Below are 21,164 nucleotides of genomic sequence, written 5' to 3' on the forward strand. Positions count from 1 at the left end.
GGATGCTTTTATAAGAGCATCCTTTTTTATTTGCCTGGTAATTTTGTTTTATTGTGCGGGTAACTAATAATGTTTATGGGTGATTATATCTTTTTTAAATGCGGTATTAAACACATCTCTGTATATATAACTTGTATTTTTGTATTTAATCTGGGAGACAAAAGGTCTAGAGGTTTGGTATTAAACTAGACAGATTTTGAAATTAGGGAAATCATTTTTCCAATGAAAATGAACTACTGAATTAGTTAGCCTATTTTTGGTAGTAGTTGAAGTAGCACCAAAATTGGTAGCGTTATAACCATTGGAGTTACGATTGTTATACTCACTATTAAATTTATACTTCAACAGTGAGTTCTGATTTAGATTTTGACAATGCATGAGTATAGCGGATAAAACGAATGTAAATAAACTAACATTGTTTTCTTATAGCATATACAATGTAATATCTAGGAGTAAAGAGTCTTAGGAATGGTCGTATACCTATTTTTTTAACAGGATTAGTCCATTTCTTAGAGTCGATAATTGTCCATCCCGTTTTTTCTAATAACCAATCTAATTGCCAATCTTCAAATTCATGATAGTGTCGATCCCATTTATCTGTTTTACTTTGATAGGCACTCGAAAACCAAAGTCTTAATGGAATTGAGATAATCAACTTTTCTGCTGGTATATCCTTCAGTAATGTGTATGGGTTTAATAGATGTTCCAAGATTTCAAAAGCGGTTACTAAATCTGTAGTAGTTGCTTGAACCTTTTCTCTATTTTCATCTAAATCTTCACCTGAAGTATTGGTAACATGGTAGCCTTCCTTTTTCATTATTTCAGAAAAAGGATTTACTATCCCTAGGTCTAATATACTTTCGGTTGTGGTTATATGTTTTTTAAGGAAACTTAAGGTTTCGTTATATCTTTTTTTGGGATAATACTTGTACATATTTTACAATACAAAATCATTGGATGCTAATATACAAGTTAATTCATTTAAACCTTATATGTTATCGCATTAATATTCATCCCTGCACCAACACTGGCAAACATAATAATATCTCCTTTTTCTATACTATGTCCTTCTATTTTCCCTTGGTTTACTAAGTCTAACAGTGTAGGTATTGTTGCTACCGAGCTATTACCTAGTTTTTGAATACACATAGGCATAATGTTTTCTGGTACGGATTCTTTATACTGTTTATAAAAACGCTTAATGATAGCTTCATCCATTTTTTCATTAGCTTGATGGATAAAAATCTTTTTAACATCGGAAATGGTATACCCTGAATTATCTAAGCATTCCTTCATTGCTTGAGGAACTTTCAAACATCCAAATTCATAAATTTTTCTACCTAACATTTTAATATAGCGTACATCGTCATGAGAACTAGATGAGTTATAAGAGGATCCCATTTCTAGATAATAAGCTTCTTTACTAGAGAAAGTCGCTGTTTCGTTTGATAGTATACCACAGTCTTCTGAAGTCTCTTCTATGATAGTAGCCCCTGCGCCATCAGAAAATATCATTGCATCTCTGTCGTGTTTGTCAACTACTCTAGAAAGAGTTTCAGCACCAATTACAAGGCATCTTTTGGCCATGCCACTTTTAATAAAGGCCTTTGCATGTATTACACCTTCTACCCAACCCGGGCATCCAAATATAAGATCATATGCAACACATTTAGGATTCTCAATACCTAAAGAATGTTTTACTCTGGCGGCTATACTAGGTACCATGTCACTTTGTATGGTATTGTGTTTTACATCTCCAAAGTTATGGGCTACAATTATATAGTCTATTGTTTCAGGGTCTATTTCGGCATTTTTAATAGCATTGTCGGCTGCAAAATAGGCGATGTCAGAGGTGGTGTGGTGTTCTTTAGCATATCTTCGTTCACAAATTCCGGTGATCGCTTTAAATTTCTCTATTATAACATTATTTTCCTGTTCAAATTTGCTGCCATCATTGTTGAAAAACTCGTGATTACTAAACTCTTCGTTTAGTTGTACAGTGGTTGGAATATACGAACCAACCCCCGAAATTTTAATATTCATAAAACTGAACTTTTAATTTTGATAAAGTTATATTAAAAGCACGGTTTTTTCATAAATTTTAAATAATCGCTACGATGCCCAAATAAGGATAATATAATATTGTAAAACAATAAAGGCTTTTCTTTTTTTAGAAAAGCCTTTGTTTATAAGAGTTTTGGAAGGTGTTTTATTTTACATATATGATTCTATAGGAGCGCAAGTACATATTAAATTACGATCTCCATACGCTTCATCTACTCTTCTTACCGTTGGCCAAAATTTATTTTCAGCTATATGTGGAAGCGGATAAGCAGCCATTTGGCGTGTGTATGGAAAATTCCATTCATTTTCGGTTAACATTTTTAATGTATGGGGTGCATTTTTAAGTACGTTGTTTGGTTCTTCTGTATTTGTTTCATCAATTTCTTTTCTTATAGAAATTAATGAGTTGCAGAAGTTATCTAATTCTTCAAGGTTTTCACTCTCCGTTGGTTCAATCATGATGGTTCCGGCAACAGGGAAAGAAACGGTAGGGGCATGGAAACCATAATCTATAAGTCGTTTCGCTATGTCTGTAACCTCAACTCCATTCTTTTTAAACGGACGGCAGTCAATAATCATTTCATGTGCAGCTCTACCACATTCTCCTGTATATAGAGTGTTAAAATGCCCTTCTAACTTATTCTTTATATAATTGGCGTTAAGGATGGCATATTTAGTAGCGTCTGTTAATCCTTTAGCGCCTAACATGGTAATGTAACCATAAGAGATTAAACAAACCAAAGCACTTCCCCAAGGGGCAGAAGAAATAGCGGTAATTGCATTTTTACCTCCTGTAGTAACTACAGGGTTACCTGGTAAGAATTCTGCTAAATGTGCAGCTACACAAATAGGTCCAACACCAGGTCCACCACCACCATGAGGAATGGCAAATGTTTTATGTAAGTTTAAGTGGCAAACGTCAGCACCAATAGTAGCAGGATTTGTAAGGCCTACCTGGGCATTCATATTTGCACCATCCATATAAACTTGTCCGCCATTATCATGAATAATTTTGGTGATTTCTTTAATAGAAGATTCAAATACACCATGTGTAGATGGGTAGGTTACCATTAAAGCAGCAAGATTGTCTTTGTGTAGTTCAGCTTTAGCTTTAAGATCTTCTACGTCAATATTACCTTTTTCATCAGTTTTAGTTACCACTACTTTCATTCCGGCCATAACCGCAGAAGCAGGGTTGGTACCGTGAGCAGAAGCAGGGATTAAACAGATGTTTCTATGTGTATTGTTGTTGGCTTCATGATATGCCTTAATAACCATAAGACCTGCGTACTCTCCTTGAGCACCAGAGTTAGGTTGTAAAGAGGTTGCCGCAAAACCAGTAATAACATTTAATTGTTTTTCTAAACTAGTTAAAACCGTATGGTAACCTTCAGCTTGTTCAATGGGTGCAAATGGGTGAATGTTACTCCATTCTGCCCAGCTGATAGGGAGCATTTCAGAAGCAGCATTCAACTTCATGGTACATGAACCTAAAGAAATCATAGAATGATTTAATGATAAATCTTTACGTTCTAATTTCTTGATGTAACGCATTAAAGCAGTTTCTGAATGGTATTGGTTAAATACCTCTAGAGTTAAGAATTCAGAAGTTCTTTTGTTACTGTCTGGAATACCAGTAGTTTCTGTTAATGAAGTTACTTCTTCAAAAGTTGCTCCAACGGTTTCAGCAAAAACAGAAATAATAGCGTTGATGTCTGTTAAGCTAACCGCTTCGTTTAACGCTATAGCAATCGTAGCATCATCAACATAATAGAAATTAATGTCTTTACTTTCTGCCAACGTTTTTACTTTGGCAGCATCAGCAGTAACCAATAGGGTGTCAAAATAAGAATTGTTTTTAATTTCAATTCCTAACTTAGTAAGTTCTGTTGCAACCGTAGCGGTTGATTTATGAACCGTTTCAGCAATATAAGTAAGTCCTTTAGGACCGTGATATACAGCATACATACCAGCCATTACCGCTAGTAGTACCTGAGCCGTACAAATATTAGAAGTAGCTTTATCTCTTTTAATGTGTTGCTCACGAGTTTGTAATGCCATACGTAAAGAACGGTTACCATCAGTATCTTTGGTTACTCCAATAATACGTCCGGGAATATTTCTTTTGTATTCTTCTCTTGTAGCAAAATAAGCAGCATGAGGCCCTCCGTATCCTAACGGAATACCAAAACGTTGTGTAGTACCCACAACAACATCGGCTCCAAATTCTCCAGGAGGAGTAAGCATTACTAAGCTTAAAATATCTGCAGCAACCGCTACTTTAATTTCATTTTCATGGGCTTTGGTTACAAAATTTTCATAGTTGAAAACTTCGCCGTATTTTCCAGGGTACTGTAAAATAGCTCCATAGAAGTCATTAGAAAAATCAAACTCAGTATGGTTACCTATTACAAGTTCTATGTCTAAAGGAATAGCTCTTGTTTTTAGTAATGATAATGTTTGAGGCAGAATTTCGTTAGAAACAAAGAACTTGTTTACGTTGGCTTTTTTTTGTGGTCGACTCCTTACTTCGAATAGCATAGTCATAGCTTCGGCAGCGGCAGTACTTTCATCTAATAAAGAGGCATTTGCCAATTTCATACCGGTAAGATCAGTAATCATAGTTTGGAAATTTAATAAAGCTTCCAATCTACCTTGTGCAATTTCTGCTTGGTATGGGGTGTAGGCGGTATACCACCCTGGGTTTTCAAGAATATTTCTCTTAATAACAGAAGGGGTAATACTTTCGTGGTATCCTAGTCCGATATATGATTTAAAGATCTTGTTCTTTTGCCCAAGTTGATGAAGATGATTTAGATATGCGTGCTCACTCATAGCTTCTGGTAAGGCTAATGGAGTCGTTAATTTAATATCGTCTGGGATAGTCTCGTAGATAAGTTGATCCAGACTGTCAACACCAATAGTCGTCAACATTTTTTGTAAATCACTTTCATTCGGACCAATATGGCGTAAAGCAAAAGAATCTGTTCTCATTCGATTTTATGTAAATAATTGTATTGTTGAATTTTATGGGCGCAAAAGTACATATTAAATTTTTGATTACAATAGGTGTGAGGTTAAAGTTGTAAACTGAAAAGAGATGGTTGTAAACAAACTATTTTTGGTAAATTAACGCCGAAAAGAGGTGATTTTGAACGCTAAACACCATATTTTAAAAATAATAATATTTTTGTGGAATGAAATTTTTAAAAAACATACTTAAATTTTATATAGAGGGAAGTATTCACGTGGCGTTATCGGTGGTGTGCTTAACTGCGCTCACTTTTGAAAAATTTCATATGGGTTATGACTTAGATTTGTGTGCAGTCTCTTTCTTAGCTACTATTTCGAGTTATAATTTTATGAAGTATGCTACCAACGCTGAAACGTATTTTAGTGTTGCTACTGTCTATTTAAAAATTATACAGGGTTTAAGTATTTTTTGTTTTGTAGCTATGCTTGTGCTGGCATGCTTTTTAAGTATAGAGGTGTTAGGAGTATTAGCGTTATCTAGTTTTTTTACTGCCATTTATGCCTTACCATTATTGCCTGGGAATAAAAGCTTCAGAAATCTTAGTGGGTTAAAAATTTATATGGTAGGATTTTGTTGGGCGCTTATAACTGTAATAATTCCGGTGGTAGACGACCATGTGAAGTTAGATAATAGGGTATGGGTTGAGTTTGTACAGCGTTTTTTGCTGGTAATAATCTTAATTATACCTTTTGATATACGTGACCTTAAAGAGGATGGTTTAGTTTTGGGAACGTTGCCACAAAGACTTGGGGTTGCAAAATCAAAGGGGGTTGGGTATATATTGTTAAGTCTATTTTTTCTATTAACTTTTGTAAACCCGGTTATAGAAGCTAAAGAGGTTGGGGTAACTTTAAGTGTTACTGCCTTAACCGCTCTATTTATTGTATTTGCTAAAGAGCAGCAATCAAAGTACTATTGTGGTTTTTGGGTAGAGAGTGTGCCTATTATATGGTATGTAATTTATTTGTTGCTACCTTCTTTCTGAATCTCTGAATTTATTTTCTTTTGAAGCTCTTGTTTGTCTTTAGTACAGATGCATTTAACCTTCGATTTTTTAATAGCATTGGTTAATGCAGTATTTTTTTTGCTATATGCTTGACAACTTTTGCAGAACAGTAAATGGATACGTAGCTTAAACTTGTCTACAGCCGAGGCTTCGGCGTACTGACTTTGGTCGCAGATATAGCATGACTTTTCGCAGATCGATAAAAAAGTATTTTTCATATTTAATAATTTAAAACCAATTTTGTTTGAGGCAGTCAGCTAGGCCTGTGCGGGCACGGTGTATAATCACCCATAAATTAGACGGTGTTAACCCTAATTCATTACAAATAGTTTCGGTATCTAAACCTTCAATGGTTTTCATAGTAAATACCTGAGCTTGTTTTTGCGGTAGTTTGCTTAAGCAATTTTGTATAGCTATGCCAAGTTCTTCATTTTCCATCACTTCATGGGCATTTTTATCTTCTTCTGTAGCTTTTAAACTAATCCAATCTTTATTTTCATCTTCTTCAGAAGAAAATTGCATGCGGACTTCAGCCTTGCCTTTAGAAGAATTTATTTTTCGATAATGGTCTATTATTTTTCTTTTTAAAATAGCAAATAGCCACGTACGTTCTGTTGCTTCTCCTTTAAAATTAGGAATTGCTTTTAAGGCGGCCAAAAAAGTATCCTGAACTATATCCTGAGCAATTTCTTCATCGCTAACTCTAGCAACCGTATAGTTGAACAGGATATCGGCATGATGCTGAACCCATTGCTCAGGATGTAATTCATGTGGAAGCATAAATAATTTTTTTCAAAAATAGATTATTTTGAATAGAATAAGATCATTTAAGAGAAGAACATGCTAATGATCGTAAGATTCACTAATCGCCTTTTTTGATTTTTTTTTGCCTCTAAAAAATAGGAAGAGATGTATAAATAACATAATTCCAAGGTAGATGGTGTATTTGCCTATTTTAAAACTTAAGGCTTCAATGAGTTGTTGGGTTGAATTCTCGTGCAGGCTAAGTTTTAAGATTAAAAGTGCGAATCCTATGTTTAAAAGATAAAATCCAATTTTAAATAAGGTGTTTGTTGCAGCTGCAAGCTCCTCTCTGTTTTTAAAGATGTCATTCATGTAAATGATACTATTTTTAAAAAGAGTTTTGCCAACATAGAGGGTTAAAAAAAGTACGATAGGCAGGTATATTATATACCCTAAAATTGTTTTTGAAATTTCCATGATTCTAATTATTTGTTATTAATAAATTTTATGATAAGTGTAATATTCAGGTAGTGCATAATGCCTATAATAAACAGGATATACGCAGTTTTTAAGGATACTACTTCCGCCAGATTGGTTAGGTTGTGTATAGGCGGCCAATGGAGTATAGTAGTTGTACAATATCCAATGTTTAATAAGTAGTATCCTGTTAAAAGTATTTTATTGATTTTTACAGAGAGTTCATGGTTTTGGTTTGCTATAGATGTAATAAAGACCAAGCCATTTGAATAACACATAAATCCTACTTTAATAATAATTAGGCAATTAATAATTAGGTAGAGTAGATATGATAGAATGTTATAATTCATGACGTTAAATTTTTTAGAGCCTTATCTATGGTATTGTATTTAAATGAAAACTTCTGATGTAGTAATCGTTCAGGGTGTACATACCTACTTTTTAAAACCAATTCGGTTTCAGTACCAATTAATTTTGCACCATATTTTAGCAAAAGAATAGGCATGGAGAGTACAAATGGAGTCTTTATGTTTTTTTGAATAGCCTTCATGAAAAAGGCATTTTTAATAGGATTAGGACTGGTAACGTTTATGACTCCTGTTAATTGATGGCTTAAAATATGGTCAACAGCTCTTGCGAAATCTTTTTCATGAATCCAACTCACCATTTGTTGTCCGTTACCTTGTTTACCACCAAGGCCTATATGGGCTAATTTTTTTAAAGTAGGAAAGGCTCCTCCCGAATTTCCTAAAACAATAGAGGTTCTAATAGCTGTTTTTAAAGTTCTAGGGGTAGAAGTATCAAAAAAGGCTTTTTCCCATAATTTGGCTACAGACATTGAAAAATCGTTGCCAATTCTCCCAGCTGATTCGGTCATTGGGTATGTTCTAGCGTCTTTATATATAGTAGCTGTTGATGCATTAATGAAATATTCTGGTGGAGTGTTACAGCTTAGTATTGCTTTGTTTAATAGGATAGTACTGTCAATTCTAGAGGTTCGTATCTCCTCTTTATTTTGGTTGGTGTATCTACAGTTTACAGATTTTCCGGTTAGGTTGATTAAAGCAAAACTGTTTTCTAACTCAGTTTGCCAACTATCGAGTGTTTTGGCATCCCAATAAATATAGTTTATACCGCCTGAAAAGCCGTTCATTTGCCTTGTTAAAACAATGATGTTATAGGAAGCTTTAAAGTGTTGCGCTAAAACATACCCTAAATATCCGGTTCCCCCCGCAATGATTATTTTCTTTTTCATAGTATTGTAGTTTTTAAAGTTTCAGAAAAAAATGAAACTTTTGATTAAAAAAATATTATCTAAATAGTTTCTTCAATAACTTACCCAACCAATTGTCATTGTATTCAGTTATTTTTTCTAATGCGTTATCGGCTTTAGAAACAAACTTGTAAAGCTTGCATGTTTGTTCTTTAAAATGAATTTCTTTTTGAGTCTTCTCAGCGGAAATAGCAGAAACCTCTTTTAAAATTTTTAATGCTGGTTTAATCTCTCTTTTGGTACGCTCTTTTGCTATTTTAACTGCAAGCTCATCTAAGTCTTTTTCCGAGTAGAAAAACTCTCTGCGTTCTCCTTGTTTATAGTCTTTATATACAATGCCCCAATCAATTAGGGCTCTTAAATTCATACTGGCATTTCCGCGAGATATTTTAAGTTCATCCATAATTTCTTCCATAGAAACAGACTCAGGAGAAATCATTAAGAAAGCATGTATCTGAGCCATTGTTTTATTTATGCCCCATTGAGAGCCTAGGGCTCCCCAACTTTGAATGAATTTTTGTTTCGCTTCTGTAAATTCCATGTGTCAAATATATTACAAGTTTTTGAATTTTCAAAAATAATTGAAAGTTTAATAAAAAAAGAAGGTCGAAACCTAAGGAAACGACCTTACTATTTTATTTTTCTAATAATCCTGCTCTTCTAAGTAAAGCTTCAGGGTTCGGTTCTGCACCTCTGAATTTTTTGTAAAGTTCCATAGGGTTTTCGGTACCTCCTTTAGAAAGTACAAATGCTTTAAATTTAGTTGCAACTTCTTTGTTAAAGATACCCTCTTTCAAGAAAAACTCAAAAGCATCAGCGTCTAGTACTTCTGCCCATTTGTAGCTGTAGTAACCAGAAGAATATCCTCCCTGAAAAATGTGTGAGAACGATGTGCTCATACAAGTTTCTGGAGTATCGGGATACATGTTAGTGCTTTCAAAAGCTTTCTTTTCGTGTTCCTGTACGTTTGTTATATCTGTAGGGTTAATACCATGCCAGCTCATATCTAATAACCCAAAACTTAATTGTCTCATGGTTTGTAAACCTTCCATAAAAGTGGCAGAAGCTTTTATTTTTTCAATGTACTCCATAGGAATTACTTCTCCTGTTTGGTAATGTTTAGCAAAAAGTTCTAAAGCTTCTTTTTCAAAACACCAGTTTTCCATAATCTGACTAGGAAGCTCCACAAAATCCCAAAAAACACTGGTGCCGCTTAAACTAGGGTAGGTGGTGTTGGCTAGCATACCGTGTAATGCATGTCCAAATTCATGGAAAAGCGTTGTTACTTCGTTAAAGGTAAGTAATGAGGGCTTTGTTTCGGTGGCTCTTGTAAAATTACAAACTATAGAAACGTGTGGTCTACTGTTTTCGCCGTTTTTAATATATTGACTTTTATAAGAGGTCATCCAAGCACCATTTCTTTTGCCTGGTCTTGGATGAAAATCAGTATAGAAGATAGCAACAAATGCTCCGTCTGCATCGGTTACCTTATAAGTGGTAACTTCTTCGTGGTATTTGGCAATATTTGTAATTTCTTCAAAAGAGATTCCGTAAAGTCTTTTAGCGATATCAAAAACACCATTTACCACATTCTCTAACTGAAAATAAGGTTTCAGTTTCTCGTCATCTAAATCGAACAGTTTTTGTTTTAGCTTTTCACTATAGAAAGCTCCATCCCATTTTTGAAGCGTCTCTATACCGTCCATTTCTTTAGCAAATGCAACAAGTTTTTCGAATTCTTTTTCAGCAGCTGGTTTAGCTTTGCTTAACAACTCTTCTAAAAATGAATTCACAGTTTCAGGTGTTTTAGCCATACGTTCCTCTAGCACAAAATGAGCATGGGTTTTATAGCCTAAAAGTTGGGCTCTTTCATACCGTAGCTTGGCTATTTTAAGAAGTACCTCGCAGTTGTCTTTGTCATCATCATGAAAAGCTTTGCTGCCAAAAGCCAGACTAAGTTCTTTTCTAAGAGATCTGTTTTCTGAATAGGTCATAAAAGGCACATAGCTAGGGTAATCTAAGGTGAACAACCATCCTTCTTTTTCTTTAGCTTTTGATAAGTTGGCAGCAGCTTCAATGGTGCCTTCCGGTAATCCTTTTAAATCCTCTTTATCTGTTATTAATAGCTCATAGCTTTGGGTGTCTGCTAATACATTTTCTCCAAACTGAAGACTTAGTTTAGAAAGTTGCATATCTATTTCTCGCAACGTATTCTTTTTATCTTCCGGTAGGTTGGCTCCATTTCTAGAGAATCCCTTGTATTTTTTTTCTAATAAGGTAGTTTGTTCGGGAGTAAGTTTTAGCGACTCTTTGTTCTGATATACCACCTTTACTCTTTCGAAAAGAGCTTCATTTAAACGGATATCATTACCAAATTCTGATAATAGTGGAGAAATTTCTTGAGCTTGCTTTTGAATAGTTTCATTGGTTTCAGCGCTATTGATGTTAAAAAACATACTTGTTAACCTGTCTAACTTGTCACCTGCAAATTCAAGAGCCTCAATAGTATTTTCAAAAGTAGGTGTGTCAGAATTTTGGGTTATGGCTTCAATTTCCTTTTTAGTGTTGCTAATTTCTTGTTTAATGAGTGGTAGGTAATCTACTTCTTTTATTTTGCTAAACGGAGCAGTTTCAAATGGTGTGTTAAATAACGACATTTTAATGTTTTTCATCGGCTAAACATGGTGTTTAATCGATTTAGGTTAAAAAATAGTTTTATATCTGACATGTTTTAAATGTAACCAGATATATTTGCCAAGTATTACTACAGATTCTATTTGGTAAAAACCTTTTAAATTAGGATTTTAAGTAATTAATAGCGATAAACAATAGACCTCTTTTTGAGGTCTTTTTTTATTTTATGGTGTTAACTAAAAAATAGTTGTCCAATCATAATCTAAAAACGTGTAAATCAAAAATACAAAGATTTCATAGGGTAAAGTATTAAAAAATACTTAATGTGTTTAAAACCTTATGTATATATGATTTTGTAAATAATTATAGGTGAAACTATGCATTGTTAGTTATTATAATAAGTAGATGTAAGAACCAAGCTCAATTAATAGGTGTGAATTAAGCTTGGCTTTGTTTATTATTGTTTTACGCTTTTAGCGCCTTCTATTACTTTTGCTTTTAATCCTTCTTTGTACGCAAGCATACGATTTAAAACTTCAGAATTCGCTGAACCGATTATTTGTACAGCTAAAAGACCTGCATTTTTTGCCCCGTTAAGTGCAACAGTTGCAACAGGAACACCACCTGGCATTTGTAGGATAGATAAAACAGAGTCCCATCCGTCAATAGAATTGCTGCTTTTAACAGGTACTCCAATTACAGGTAATGGAGACATAGAAGCAACCATTCCTGGAAGATGCGCTGCACCACCGGCTCCTGCTATAATAACACTAATACCTCTGGTATGAGCATTTTTACTAAAATCAAATAACTTTTCAGGGGTTCGGTGAGCAGAAACAATATCTACTTCTACTTCTAAACCAAACTCTTTTATTATATCTATAGCATCCTGCATTACGGGCATATCGCTTGTGCTACCCATTACTACGGCAATTTTATTCATGTTGTGTGTTTTATATACTAACTACTTTAATCGTGTTTTTTACTTCTTCAGCAATGCTTCTTGCTTTGGCAATATCTTCATTTACAATAGTAACGTGTCCCATTTTTCTAAACGGACGTGTTTGCTTTTTACCATAAATGTGTGGAGTTACCCCCGGCAATGCCATAATCTCTTCAATGTTCTTGTACTTTACATTTCCGGTATGTCCTTCTGCACCTACCAAATTAACCATAATACCAGCAACTTTGCTGTTTGTGTTGCCTAGTGGTAAATCTAAAATAGCTCTTAAGTGTTGCTCAAACTGATTGGTGTAGCTTGCTTCTATACTGTAATGTCCACTATTGTGAGGTCTCGGAGCTACTTCATTGACCAAAATCTCATCGTTTTGTGTTTGAAACATTTCAACAGCAAGTAACCCTACATGTCCTATAGCCTTTGAAACTTCTACTGCTATTTGTTGCGCCTTTTGTGCTACTTCATCAGAAATTCTAGCCGGACAAATAACATATTCTACTTGATTAGCCTCTGGATGAAATTCCATTTCAACAACAGGGTATGTGGCTACCTCTTCACTAGGGGTTCTGGTAACAATAACAGCAAGCTCATTTTTAAACGGAATCATTTCTTCGGTAATACACTCTACATTTGGCAATCCGTCAAGGTCTGTTACTTTTCTAATGACCTTTACGCCATTACCGTCATAACCAAATTGGGTGCTTTTCCAAACAAATGGTGTTGTAAGACTACCGTTTTCTATAGAGTCTTTAATTTCGCTTGTATATGCAAAACGTTTAAAAGGAGCTGTTGGTATTTTATGATCTGTATAAAATAACTTTTGGGTACCTTTGTTTTGTATGGTACGTAATGTTTTAGAAGAAGGGTATACTTTAACTCCTTTTTTTTCAAGATCTTCTAGAGCATTTACATTCACATGTTCAATTTCAAAAGTCAGTACATCTATATCTTTTCCGAAATTCATAACAGTGTCGTAATCCATAAGATCACCCACAACAAAATCGTTACAGGCAATTTTACAGGGAGCTTCTTCGCTTGGGTCAATTACTTTCGTAAAAATGTCATATTTACGAGTTTCGTACAATAGCATTTTACCTAATTGTCCGCCACCCAATATCCCTAATTTAAAGTCTGATGAGAAATAATTCATGTATAGTATAAATGGATTTTTAAGATACTTAAAATTTTTATTTTACAAAAATATCATATATATGTAAACAGCAACCAAAAATAGTACAACTAAAATCAAAATACTATCTTTGTTTCACAGTTAAACATTTGTATAGTGATACAATTACACGATAAGATTTTTAAGCCTTTCATTAGTTCTGGGGAGTTAGATGAGACCGTTAGTAACATGGTGCAAGAAGTTACTAAAGACTTGGCGGGAGAAATCCCGGTGTTTGTGGCTATCTTAAACGGCTCTTTTATGTTTGCTTCAGATTTTTTGAAAAAGTACCCATCTAATTGTGAAATTAGTTTTTTAAAACTAGCTTCTTATGAAGGGACTTCTTCTACCCTAAAGGTGAAACAATTAGTAGGGTTAAATACTTCTTTAAAAAACAGAACTGTAGTAGTTTTAGAGGATATTGTAGATACTGGAAATACTATAGTGGAAATTGCGGACTTACTTGCCAATGAAGGAGCGAAAGATATTAAGATAGCTTCCCTTTTTTATAAACCAGAAGTGTACTCAAAAGATTTAACTATTGATTATATAGGTATGAGTATTCCAAACAAATTTATTGTTGGGTATGGTTTAGATTATGATGAATTGGGGAGAAACTTACCAGAAGTGTATCAATTTTACAAACAAACAGATAAATAATGATCAATATAGTATTATTTGGAAAACCAGGGGCTGGGAAAGGAACTCAAGCCGAGATCTTAAAAGAGAACTATGGATTAGTTCACATTTCTACAGGAGATGTATTCAGATTTAATATTAAAAATGAAACCGAACTAGGAAAACTTGCAAAATCGTACATTGATAATGGTGAATTAGTACCCGATGAGATTACTATTAACATGTTAAGTGCAGAGGTAAAAGGAAACCCTGGAGCTAAAGGTTTTATTTTTGATGGTTTTCCAAGAACGATTGCTCAGGCAGAAGCATTAGATAAATTATTATCGGATAATGCAATGAACGTAGATGCTACCATTGCTTTAGAAGCAGAAGACGAAGTTCTTATTCAGCGTTTAATTGAACGAGGAAAAGTTAGCGGAAGATCAGATGATCAGGACGAAAGTAAAATTCGTAATAGATTTGACGAATACAATGCTAAAACGGCTCCGATTATTGAATACTATAACGCACAAGGAAAATTCCATAGTGTAAATGGTATAGGAGAAATAGAAGAAATTACAGGAAGATTAAGTACTGTTATAGATAGTTTATAATTATTAAGATAACTGAATGACTGAAGGAAATTTTACCGATTACGTAAAAATTTATGCCCAATCAGGAAATGGGGGAAAAGGATCCGTGCATCTACATAGAGAAAAATATATAGATAAAGGCGGACCAGACGGTGGTGACGGAGGACGTGGCGGGCATGTTATTGTGCGCGGTAATGAAAATCTTTGGACACTCATACATTTTAAATTTCAGAGACATTTTAGAGGCGGACACGGAGAACACGGCGGGAGTAGTAGAAGTACTGGTGCCGATGGTCAGGATACGTATCTTGAAGTGCCTTTAGGTACAATCATTAAAGATATTGAAACCGAGGAAGTGCTTTTTGAAATTACAGAACATAATCAAGAACAGATACTCTTAGATGGAGGAAAAGGAGGTTTAGGGAACTGGAATTTTAGAAGTTCAACTAACCAGACTCCACGATATGCTCAACCTGGGATACCGGGGAAAGAAGGCACATATTTATTAGAGTTGAAAATATTAGCAGACGTTGGATTGGTAGGTTTTCCAAATGCAGGAAAATCTACACTCCTGTCTGTGATTACTTCTGCTAAACCCAAAATAGCAGATTATCCGTTTACTACACTTAAACCAAATCTAGGTATTGTAGAATACCGTAACTTTCAATCTTTTGTAATGGCCGATATTCCGGGTATTATAGAAGGAGCAGCTGAAGGTAAAGGTTTAGGACATTACTTTTTGCGTCATATAGAACGTAATTCTACCTTATTGTTTTTAGTGCCTGCCGATGCAGATAATATCGCTAAAGAATATTTGATTCTGTTGAACGAATTGAAAAAATATAATGCGGAATTACTTGATAAGGAACGTTTGGTAGTAGTGTCTAAATCAGATTTACTAGATGATGAGTTAATGACCGAATTAAAGGCTGAGCTAGACGAAACCTTAAAAGGAGTTCCTTATATGTTTATTTCTTCGGTGACACAACAGCATATTGTAGAGCTAAAAGATAAGTTATGGCAAATGTTGAATGCAGAAAAAACTTCGAATTAGGGTCAAAGTGTTTTCAATCCTTTGTAGAATTTAGTGATGTATATGCTTAGAGTTGTCCAATGGTATTGTTTCTTTTTTTGCGTAATGAGTTTTGCTCAAACTGATTTAGAAAAAGGGATAAAACTTTTAGATAGTAAATCGTATACACAAGCCGTGACTTTTTTTAAGGAGTATTTAAATACAAATGAAGACAATTTAGAAGCTCATGAACATTTAGGTGAAGCCTATGGTTATCTAGAAGATTGGGATAATACCATTGAACAATACAAGTACTTAGTTGCGATGGTGCCTAATAGTGCTAATTATCATTATAAATATGGTGGAGCACTTGGTATGAAAGCTCTTGAGAACAAATTAGGTTCTATTGGATTAATAGATGATATAGAAGATGAGTTTATAAAGGCGGCAGAACTTGATAAAAACCATATTGATGCCAGATGGGCTTTAGTAAAATTTTATGTAGAGCTACCTAGAATTTTAGGAGGTACTAAGTCAAAGGCATTGCACTATGCAGATGAATTGAAAGATATTTCTAAGGTAGATGGGTATCTTGCTAAGGGGTTTGTTTATAAGTCGTATAACGATTTTGAAGAGGCCGAAGAAAACTTAAAAACTGCTGTTTCAATAGGTGGTTCTGTAACTTGTTATAACAAATTAATAGCGTTATATACTTCTGAAGAGGATTTTACCAAATCTATTATTACATTAAGGGAAGCATACTCCAAGCATGGTAAGAATAATTACCTTTATGAAATAGGTAAAATTTGTGCCGAACAAAAAATGAATTTTAATCTGGGAACAGAATGTTTAAACCAGTATATTGAGTATTATTCTTATAATGATAGTTATCCGTTGGAATGGGCGTATTTACGTCTAGCACAATTGGAACGATATCAAAATAATAAAATAAAAGCTATTGACTATATAGGCAAGTCGTTAGCTATAAAAGGGGATTTTAAACCCGCATTAAAGGAAAAATCTAAGATTTTAAAATTATAAAGCATGCGTATTCATTTTATAGCCATAGGTGGGGCAGCAATGCACAATTTGGCAATAGCATTACATACAAAGGGATATCAGATCACAGGAAGCGATGACGCTATTTTTGATCCATCAAAATCAAGGTTAGAAGCAAAAGGATTGTTGCCGGAAGCTTTTGGTTGGTTTCCTGAAAAAATAACTGAAGAGTTAGATGCTATTATTTTAGGAATGCATGCAAAATCAGATAATCCTGAATTGTTGAAAGCGAAGGAGATTGGGGTTAAAATCTATTCGTATCCTGAATTCTTATACGAACAATCCAAAAACAAAACACGTGTTGTAATAGGTGGTAGCCATGGAAAAACTACCATTACTTCTATGATTTTACATGTGTTGAATTATCATGACATTGAGGTAGATTATATGGTTGGAGCCCAATTAGAAGGTTTTGATAATATGGTGCATCTTACGGAAGAGAATGATTTTATAGTATTGGAAGGAGATGAGTATTTGAGTTCTCCTATAGACATGCGTCCAAAATTTCATTTATATCACCCTAATATAGCATTGTTAAGTGGTATTGCTTGGGATCATATTAATGTATTTCCAACATACGAAAACTATATAGAGCAGTTTAGCATTTTTGTAGATAGTATTGTAAATGGAGGTATAGTAGTGTATAATGAGGAGGATGAAGAGGTGAAAAGAGTAGTAGAGCACTCTGAAAATCCGATTCGCAAAAATGCGTATCAAACACCCGAGTATACGGTGGAAGATGGAGAAACCTTAATAGATACTCCTGAAGGTCCTCTGCCTATTGAAGTTTTTGGAAAACATAATCTGAGTAATCTTTCTGGTGCTAAATGGGTATGTCAGCACATGGGAGTTGATGAAACCGATTTCTATGAGGCTATTACAACGTTTAAAGGAGCAAGTAAGCGTATGGAAAAAATTGCTAAAAATGCCGATAGTATTGCTTTTAAAGACTTTGCACATTCACCAAGTAAAGTGAAGGCTACTACCATGGCTGTAAAGGAGCAGTACCCAAATAAAAAATTGGTAGCTTGTTTAGAGTTACATACCTATAGTAGCTTAAATGCAGATTTCTTAAAAGAGTACAAAGGAGCTTTAGATATGGCAGATGAAGCGGTCGTTTTCTTTAGTCCGGAAGCTGTTAAAATAAAGCGTCTTGATGAGGTTACAGTAGAACAAATAGAAGCTGCATTTGATAATAAAAGACTTAAAGTATATACAAATCCAGTAGAATTTAAACAATACTTATTTTCATCTACAATCAGTAATACAGCATTGTTATTAATGAGTAGCGGAAACTATGGGGGATTAAATTTTAATGAAGTTTCCGACTTATTCTAATTATACCCCAAATTGGGTAAAATGATGGTCTAAATGTTTATAGGTCATTTGACCATATTGGTCTTTTGTGAATTTACCAAAGTAAGGGTGTACTGGGAATTTAGCGTCACTATCTTTTCTTTGGTAAAATTCGTTAATCAAACTTTTCAAGGTTTCTTTTTCACTTTCAAAAGTATCGGTTTCTACAATGGTATATTCCTTAGCTGTTGGTAAACCTTTCTTCCATGGTTCATCATTGTATAATTTACTACTTACTCTTTTAAGTAAAAGTCCCATTAAAAAATTAGGCTTTTTAAGAGTAGTTTTACCTAAGGTGAATTCAATAGGTTTTTGACAATGCTTTATCATTTGTGTAACATTCATTTGTCCCCAAACTGCTTGACTTTCCGGAGATAGGCTCCCTAATCTTTCAGAGATTTCGTTGTATGCATCTGCATCAAAAATAGATTTCATTTTACGGTTTTTAGTATAGGATGAAAAATACAAATTTATATTTTTATCTGGTGAAAGAAAAACCAAAAACATTATCTATAAAGAATTGGTCTTTAGATGATCGTCCACGTGAAAAATTACTTCAAAAAGGTAAAGAAGTTTTATCCGATGCTGAGTTGGTCGCTATTTTAATAGGTAGCGGCAGTAGAAATGAAAGTGCGGTAGATTTATCTAAACGGATATTGCATTCGGTAAATTTTTCTTTAAATGATTTAGGGAAGCTATCTGTACAAGAACTCATGAAGTTTAAAGGTATTGGAGAAGCAAAAGCTATTGCAATTATGGCTGCTACGGAATTGGGTAGAAGAAGAAAGTCTGAAGAACTCCCTGATAAAGTGAAAATTACAAGTAGTAAATTGGCATTTCATGTCTTTCATCCATTGATAGGAGAGTTGCAGCATGAAGAGTTTTGGGTGGCGTTTCTTAACAATTCTAATAATGTGTTAAGTACTTCTCAGTTGAGTAAGGGAGGTATTACTGGAACGCTGGTGGATATACGGTTAATTTTTAAACAAGCTTTGTCAAACGGAGCCACATCTATTATCTTAGCACATAATCACCCATCTGGTACGTTGCGCCCTAGTGAGATGGACAAAAACCTAACGCAGAAAATCTCCGATGCAGGATTAAGTTTAGATATAAAAGTGTTAGACCATCTTATTGTGACTGAAAAAACGTATTTTAGCTTTGCAGATGAGGGCTTATTGTAGTTTATGTTTTTAGTATACACACACAAAATAACACCACGTTTTACCTATATAATGAAGCATGTGTTTACACAAATGCTTGGAGTGCAGGTTGTGTTTACTACTAAAGTGGAAGATTTTATTGCCCATGAAGGTCCTAAGATTACGTACTGCAAGCAAGCACTCCAAAACGAATTTCATATTAAGAGTAATGAGTTGCTTTTTGAACAGGGGTTTGATGATATAGAAATTACTGTACAAAACTGGGAGGAGGTTCCTTGTTTCTTTCCAACTAGTGAGAAAAGTGTACTTCCATTTGATATTTTTGCGGCATCTTTTTATCTATTAAGCAGATACGAGGAGTATGTGCCACATGTAAAAGATGAGCATGGTAGGTTTCCTGCCAAGGAAAGCTTAGCGTATAAGCATGGGTTTTTAGAAATACCGGTGGTAGATGTTTGGGTGGCAAGATTGAAGCAGGCGATTTTAAGAAGATTTCCCGATGCTCTGTTTCCCAAAAAACAGCTTAAAATACTTTCGGTTATAGATGTGCCTTGTGCTTATACATTTAAAAAGAAAGGATTGGTTAGGAGCATTGGCGGTAGTATTACTGATATTCTTAATTTTAAATTCAAGAGAGTTCTAGAGCGTTATAAGGTGTTGTTTAAAATAACACCTGACCCTAGTGATAATTTTGAGAAACTACTGTGGTTTAGAAATAAATATCATCTAGATACGATCTTCTTTTTCTTAGTTGGTGATTATGGAACCTATGATAAGAACATTTCTATCAATAATAAGTCGTTTAAAGAGTTAATAAAATCGGTGGCCGATTATTCCATTGTTTCTTTAATGGCATCTTATAATTCTTTTAAAAATATTGATGTTTTAAGGGAAGAGCGTAAACGACTTATAAATATTATTAACCAGCCTATTAAGCGAGTTAGACTGCGCTTTGCTCGTTTAGAATTGCCGCAAACGTATAAAGATTTGGTAGATGCAGACTTCACAGAAGATTATACTATGGGATACCAGTATTTTGTAGGGTTTAGAGCTGGTACTTGTACACCATTTAGGTTTTATGATTTAAGTCTTGAGATGCAAACAATTTTAAAGGTGAATCCGATTTGTATACAAGATGATGCTTTAAAAGCGTATGGTAATAGTGATAAAGCCGAGGTTATATTTTATAAGTTATACGATAGTGTAAAAAAGGTAAACGGATATTTTATTACTGTTTTCTCTAATGAAAGTATGGGGAATTATGGAAATGAAAGAGGATTTAGAAAATTTTATTTAAAAGTGTATAAAAAGATATGTACAGAGAATTGATAACAGATGTTTTTTTTGATTTAGACCATACCCTTTGGGACTTTGAAAAAAACTCTGCCTTAACATACAGAAAGATTTTTGATAAGCATAAAGTTAATGTAGATTTAAATAGTTTTTTAGTGTGTTATATACCTATAAACCATGAGTGTTGGAAGTTGTATAGAGAAGATAAAATTGGGAAAGAATACCTTAGGTACGTACGTTTAAAATCTACTTTTGATAAACTAGGTATGATAGTGTCTGATGAATTTATTAATTTATTGGCGGATGAGTATATAGCCTATCTTTCTACCTTTAGTAATCTTTTTGATGGTACTTTTGAAATATTAAAGTATCTGCAGCCTAAATATAGATTACATATTATTACGAATGGTTTTCAGGAAGTACAGAATTTTAAATTGAAGAATTCAATGATAGATCATTATTTTGAATGTGTTATAAATTCTGAAATGGTAGGGGTGAAAAAACCAAATCCATTAATTTTTGAATATTCTTTAGAAAAAGCCAATACATTGCCACAAAAATCGTTAATGATAGGAGATAGTCTTGAGGCTGATATTCTTGGGGCTAAAAAGGTAGGCATGCACACCATTCATTTTAATACCAATAATGAAGAAGAGTTAGCTAATGAGGTTACAATATACAGTTTAAATGATTTAAAAAAATATTTATAATA

General features: G+C 34.0%; 19 protein-coding genes and 1 pseudogene. 8 read left to right on the forward strand and 12 right to left on the reverse strand.

The genetic code is table 11. The annotated features are described in order from the left end of the window. Nucleotides 1–409: 409 nt before the first annotated feature. The 3 genes from NBRC110019_RS11855 to gcvP form a co-directional block, all read right to left on the reverse strand. The gene (locus tag NBRC110019_RS11855; RefSeq protein WP_281755103.1) at nucleotides 410–934 is read right to left on the reverse strand and encodes a class I SAM-dependent methyltransferase; all 525 of its coding nucleotides are present in this window, start codon (nucleotides 932–934) and stop codon (nucleotides 410–412) included. A 47-nt stretch (nucleotides 935–981) separates the two neighbouring features. Beyond that, nucleotides 982–2,043 (reverse strand): 3-oxoacyl-ACP synthase III family protein, encoded by a 1,062-nt coding sequence (locus NBRC110019_RS11860; protein WP_281755105.1) that lies wholly within the window; start codon nucleotides 2,041–2,043, stop codon nucleotides 982–984. 171 nt (nucleotides 2,044–2,214) lie between these two features. Next, complete coding sequence (gene gcvP, locus NBRC110019_RS11865; RefSeq protein WP_281755107.1) at nucleotides 2,215–5,058, reverse strand: aminomethyl-transferring glycine dehydrogenase; 2,844 nt, start codon at nucleotides 5,056–5,058, stop codon at nucleotides 2,215–2,217. Between the two features lie 203 nt (nucleotides 5,059–5,261). On the opposite strand from gcvP, the gene NBRC110019_RS11870 reads away from it, so the two are divergent. Beyond that, nucleotides 5,262–6,083 carry a UbiA prenyltransferase family protein gene (locus NBRC110019_RS11870; protein WP_281755108.1) on the forward strand — a complete coding sequence of 274 codons (822 nt, stop codon included), beginning with the start codon at nucleotides 5,262–5,264 and terminating at the stop codon, nucleotides 6,081–6,083. Here NBRC110019_RS11870 and NBRC110019_RS11875 read toward each other — a convergent pair. From NBRC110019_RS11875 to NBRC110019_RS11910, 8 genes are all read right to left on the reverse strand, one after another. Then, nucleotides 6,059–6,322, reverse strand: coding sequence for a glycine dehydrogenase (locus NBRC110019_RS11875; RefSeq protein WP_281755109.1), 264 nt, complete (start codon nucleotides 6,320–6,322; stop codon nucleotides 6,059–6,061). The two genes, NBRC110019_RS11870 and NBRC110019_RS11875, sit on opposite strands and share 25 nt — an antisense overlap. Before the next feature lie 10 nt (nucleotides 6,323–6,332). Further along, nucleotides 6,333–6,884 (reverse strand): sigma-70 family RNA polymerase sigma factor, encoded by a 552-nt coding sequence (locus NBRC110019_RS11880; RefSeq protein ID WP_281755110.1) that lies wholly within the window; start codon nucleotides 6,882–6,884, stop codon nucleotides 6,333–6,335. A 63-nt stretch (nucleotides 6,885–6,947) separates the two neighbouring features. Beyond that, nucleotides 6,948–7,325: a hypothetical protein gene (locus tag NBRC110019_RS11885; protein WP_281755111.1), complete on the reverse strand. Its 378-nt coding sequence runs from the start codon at nucleotides 7,323–7,325 to the stop codon at nucleotides 6,948–6,950. Nucleotides 7,326–7,671: 346 nt separating this feature from the next. Then, the gene (locus tag NBRC110019_RS11890) at nucleotides 7,672–8,580 is read right to left on the reverse strand and encodes a TIGR01777 family oxidoreductase (RefSeq protein ID WP_281755112.1); all 909 of its coding nucleotides are present in this window, start codon (nucleotides 8,578–8,580) and stop codon (nucleotides 7,672–7,674) included. Nucleotides 8,581–8,635: 55 nt separating this feature from the next. Further along, nucleotides 8,636–9,139, reverse strand: coding sequence for a GbsR/MarR family transcriptional regulator (locus tag NBRC110019_RS11895; protein WP_281755113.1), 504 nt, complete (start codon nucleotides 9,137–9,139; stop codon nucleotides 8,636–8,638). A 94-nt stretch (nucleotides 9,140–9,233) separates the two neighbouring features. Continuing rightward, complete coding sequence (locus tag NBRC110019_RS11900) at nucleotides 9,234–11,270, reverse strand: M3 family metallopeptidase (protein ID WP_281755115.1); 2,037 nt, start codon at nucleotides 11,268–11,270, stop codon at nucleotides 9,234–9,236. A 419-nt stretch (nucleotides 11,271–11,689) separates the two neighbouring features. Then, the gene (purE, locus tag NBRC110019_RS11905) at nucleotides 11,690–12,175 is read right to left on the reverse strand and encodes a 5-(carboxyamino)imidazole ribonucleotide mutase (RefSeq protein ID WP_281755117.1); all 486 of its coding nucleotides are present in this window, start codon (nucleotides 12,173–12,175) and stop codon (nucleotides 11,690–11,692) included. A gap of 10 nt (nucleotides 12,176–12,185) precedes the next feature. Continuing rightward, a complete protein-coding gene (locus tag NBRC110019_RS11910; protein WP_281755119.1) occupies nucleotides 12,186–13,340 on the reverse strand; it encodes a 5-(carboxyamino)imidazole ribonucleotide synthase in 1,155 nt (384 codons plus the stop codon). A 135-nt stretch (nucleotides 13,341–13,475) separates the two neighbouring features. On the opposite strand from NBRC110019_RS11910, the pseudogene NBRC110019_RS16905 reads away from it, so the two are divergent. From NBRC110019_RS16905 to NBRC110019_RS11935, 4 genes and pseudogenes are all read left to right on the forward strand, one after another. Further along, nucleotides 13,476–14,590 (forward strand): annotated as a pseudogene (locus tag NBRC110019_RS16905) (adenylate kinase). A 16-nt stretch (nucleotides 14,591–14,606) separates the two neighbouring features. Further along, complete coding sequence (gene obgE, locus NBRC110019_RS11925; protein WP_281755125.1) at nucleotides 14,607–15,623, forward strand: GTPase ObgE; 1,017 nt, start codon at nucleotides 14,607–14,609, stop codon at nucleotides 15,621–15,623. Between the two features lie 42 nt (nucleotides 15,624–15,665). Further along, nucleotides 15,666–16,622, forward strand: a complete 957-nt coding sequence (locus NBRC110019_RS11930; protein ID WP_281755128.1) for a tetratricopeptide repeat protein — start codon at nucleotides 15,666–15,668, stop codon at nucleotides 16,620–16,622. A gap of 3 nt (nucleotides 16,623–16,625) precedes the next feature. Next, complete coding sequence (locus tag NBRC110019_RS11935; protein WP_281755130.1) at nucleotides 16,626–17,978, forward strand: UDP-N-acetylmuramate--L-alanine ligase; 1,353 nt, start codon at nucleotides 16,626–16,628, stop codon at nucleotides 17,976–17,978. On the opposite strand, the gene NBRC110019_RS11940 is transcribed toward NBRC110019_RS11935, so the two are convergent. Then, nucleotides 17,979–18,431, reverse strand: coding sequence for a DUF1569 domain-containing protein (locus tag NBRC110019_RS11940; RefSeq protein WP_281755131.1), 453 nt, complete (start codon nucleotides 18,429–18,431; stop codon nucleotides 17,979–17,981). Between the two features lie 50 nt (nucleotides 18,432–18,481). Here NBRC110019_RS11940 and radC point away from each other — a divergent pair, with 50 nt between their 5' ends. The 3 genes from radC to NBRC110019_RS11955 are packed head-to-tail and all read left to right on the forward strand — an operon-like array spanning nucleotide 18,482 to nucleotide 21,162. After that, nucleotides 18,482–19,180 (forward strand): RadC family protein, encoded by a 699-nt coding sequence (gene radC / locus NBRC110019_RS11945; RefSeq protein ID WP_281755133.1) that lies wholly within the window; start codon nucleotides 18,482–18,484, stop codon nucleotides 19,178–19,180. Nucleotides 19,181–19,183: 3 nt separating this feature from the next. After that, nucleotides 19,184–20,488, forward strand: coding sequence for a polysaccharide deacetylase family protein (locus NBRC110019_RS11950; RefSeq protein WP_507764020.1), 1,305 nt, complete (start codon nucleotides 19,184–19,186; stop codon nucleotides 20,486–20,488). Continuing rightward, nucleotides 20,473–21,162, forward strand: coding sequence for a YjjG family noncanonical pyrimidine nucleotidase (locus NBRC110019_RS11955; protein ID WP_281755137.1), 690 nt, complete (start codon nucleotides 20,473–20,475; stop codon nucleotides 21,160–21,162). Before NBRC110019_RS11950 ends, NBRC110019_RS11955 begins: the two co-directional genes overlap by 16 nt. Nucleotides 21,163–21,164 lie beyond the last annotated feature (2 nt).

This window comes from Neptunitalea chrysea, from assembly GCF_027924145.1.
GTDB classification, from domain to species: Bacteria; Bacteroidota; Bacteroidia; order Flavobacteriales; family Flavobacteriaceae; genus Neptunitalea; species Neptunitalea chrysea.

What these genes read in the sequence shown, in the direction of transcription:
- NBRC110019_RS11950 (WP_507764020.1), top strand. Translation starts at nt 19,184, where the DNA reads ATGTTTTTAGTATACACACACAAAATAACACCACGTTTTACCTATATA.
- purE (WP_281755117.1), bottom strand. Translation starts at nt 12,175, where the DNA reads ATGAATAAAATTGCCGTAGTAATGGGTAGCACAAGCGATATGCCCGTA.
- NBRC110019_RS11855 (WP_281755103.1), bottom strand. Translation starts at nt 934, where the DNA reads ATGTACAAGTATTATCCCAAAAAAAGATATAACGAAACCTTAAGTTTC.
- NBRC110019_RS11930 (WP_281755128.1), top strand. Translation starts at nt 15,666, where the DNA reads ATGCTTAGAGTTGTCCAATGGTATTGTTTCTTTTTTTGCGTAATGAGT.
- NBRC110019_RS11900 (WP_281755115.1), bottom strand. Translation starts at nt 11,270, where the DNA reads ATGAAAAACATTAAAATGTCGTTATTTAACACACCATTTGAAACTGCT.
- NBRC110019_RS11935 (WP_281755130.1), top strand. Translation starts at nt 16,626, where the DNA reads ATGCGTATTCATTTTATAGCCATAGGTGGGGCAGCAATGCACAATTTG.
- NBRC110019_RS11875 (WP_281755109.1), bottom strand. Translation starts at nt 6,322, where the DNA reads ATGAAAAATACTTTTTTATCGATCTGCGAAAAGTCATGCTATATCTGC.
- gcvP (WP_281755107.1), bottom strand. Translation starts at nt 5,058, where the DNA reads ATGAGAACAGATTCTTTTGCTTTACGCCATATTGGTCCGAATGAAAGT.
- NBRC110019_RS11860 (WP_281755105.1), bottom strand. Translation starts at nt 2,043, where the DNA reads ATGAATATTAAAATTTCGGGGGTTGGTTCGTATATTCCAACCACTGTA.
- NBRC110019_RS11870 (WP_281755108.1), top strand. Translation starts at nt 5,262, where the DNA reads ATGAAATTTTTAAAAAACATACTTAAATTTTATATAGAGGGAAGTATT.
- NBRC110019_RS11890 (WP_281755112.1), bottom strand. Translation starts at nt 8,580, where the DNA reads ATGAAAAAGAAAATAATCATTGCGGGGGGAACCGGATATTTAGGGTAT.
- NBRC110019_RS11895 (WP_281755113.1), bottom strand. Translation starts at nt 9,139, where the DNA reads ATGGAATTTACAGAAGCGAAACAAAAATTCATTCAAAGTTGGGGAGCC.
- NBRC110019_RS11885 (WP_281755111.1), bottom strand. Translation starts at nt 7,325, where the DNA reads ATGGAAATTTCAAAAACAATTTTAGGGTATATAATATACCTGCCTATC.
- NBRC110019_RS11880 (WP_281755110.1), bottom strand. Translation starts at nt 6,884, where the DNA reads ATGCTTCCACATGAATTACATCCTGAGCAATGGGTTCAGCATCATGCC.
- NBRC110019_RS11940 (WP_281755131.1), bottom strand. Translation starts at nt 18,431, where the DNA reads ATGAAATCTATTTTTGATGCAGATGCATACAACGAAATCTCTGAAAGA.
- NBRC110019_RS11910 (WP_281755119.1), bottom strand. Translation starts at nt 13,340, where the DNA reads ATGAATTATTTCTCATCAGACTTTAAATTAGGGATATTGGGTGGCGGA.
- NBRC110019_RS11955 (WP_281755137.1), top strand. Translation starts at nt 20,473, where the DNA reads ATGTACAGAGAATTGATAACAGATGTTTTTTTTGATTTAGACCATACC.
- obgE (WP_281755125.1), top strand. Translation starts at nt 14,607, where the DNA reads ATGACTGAAGGAAATTTTACCGATTACGTAAAAATTTATGCCCAATCA.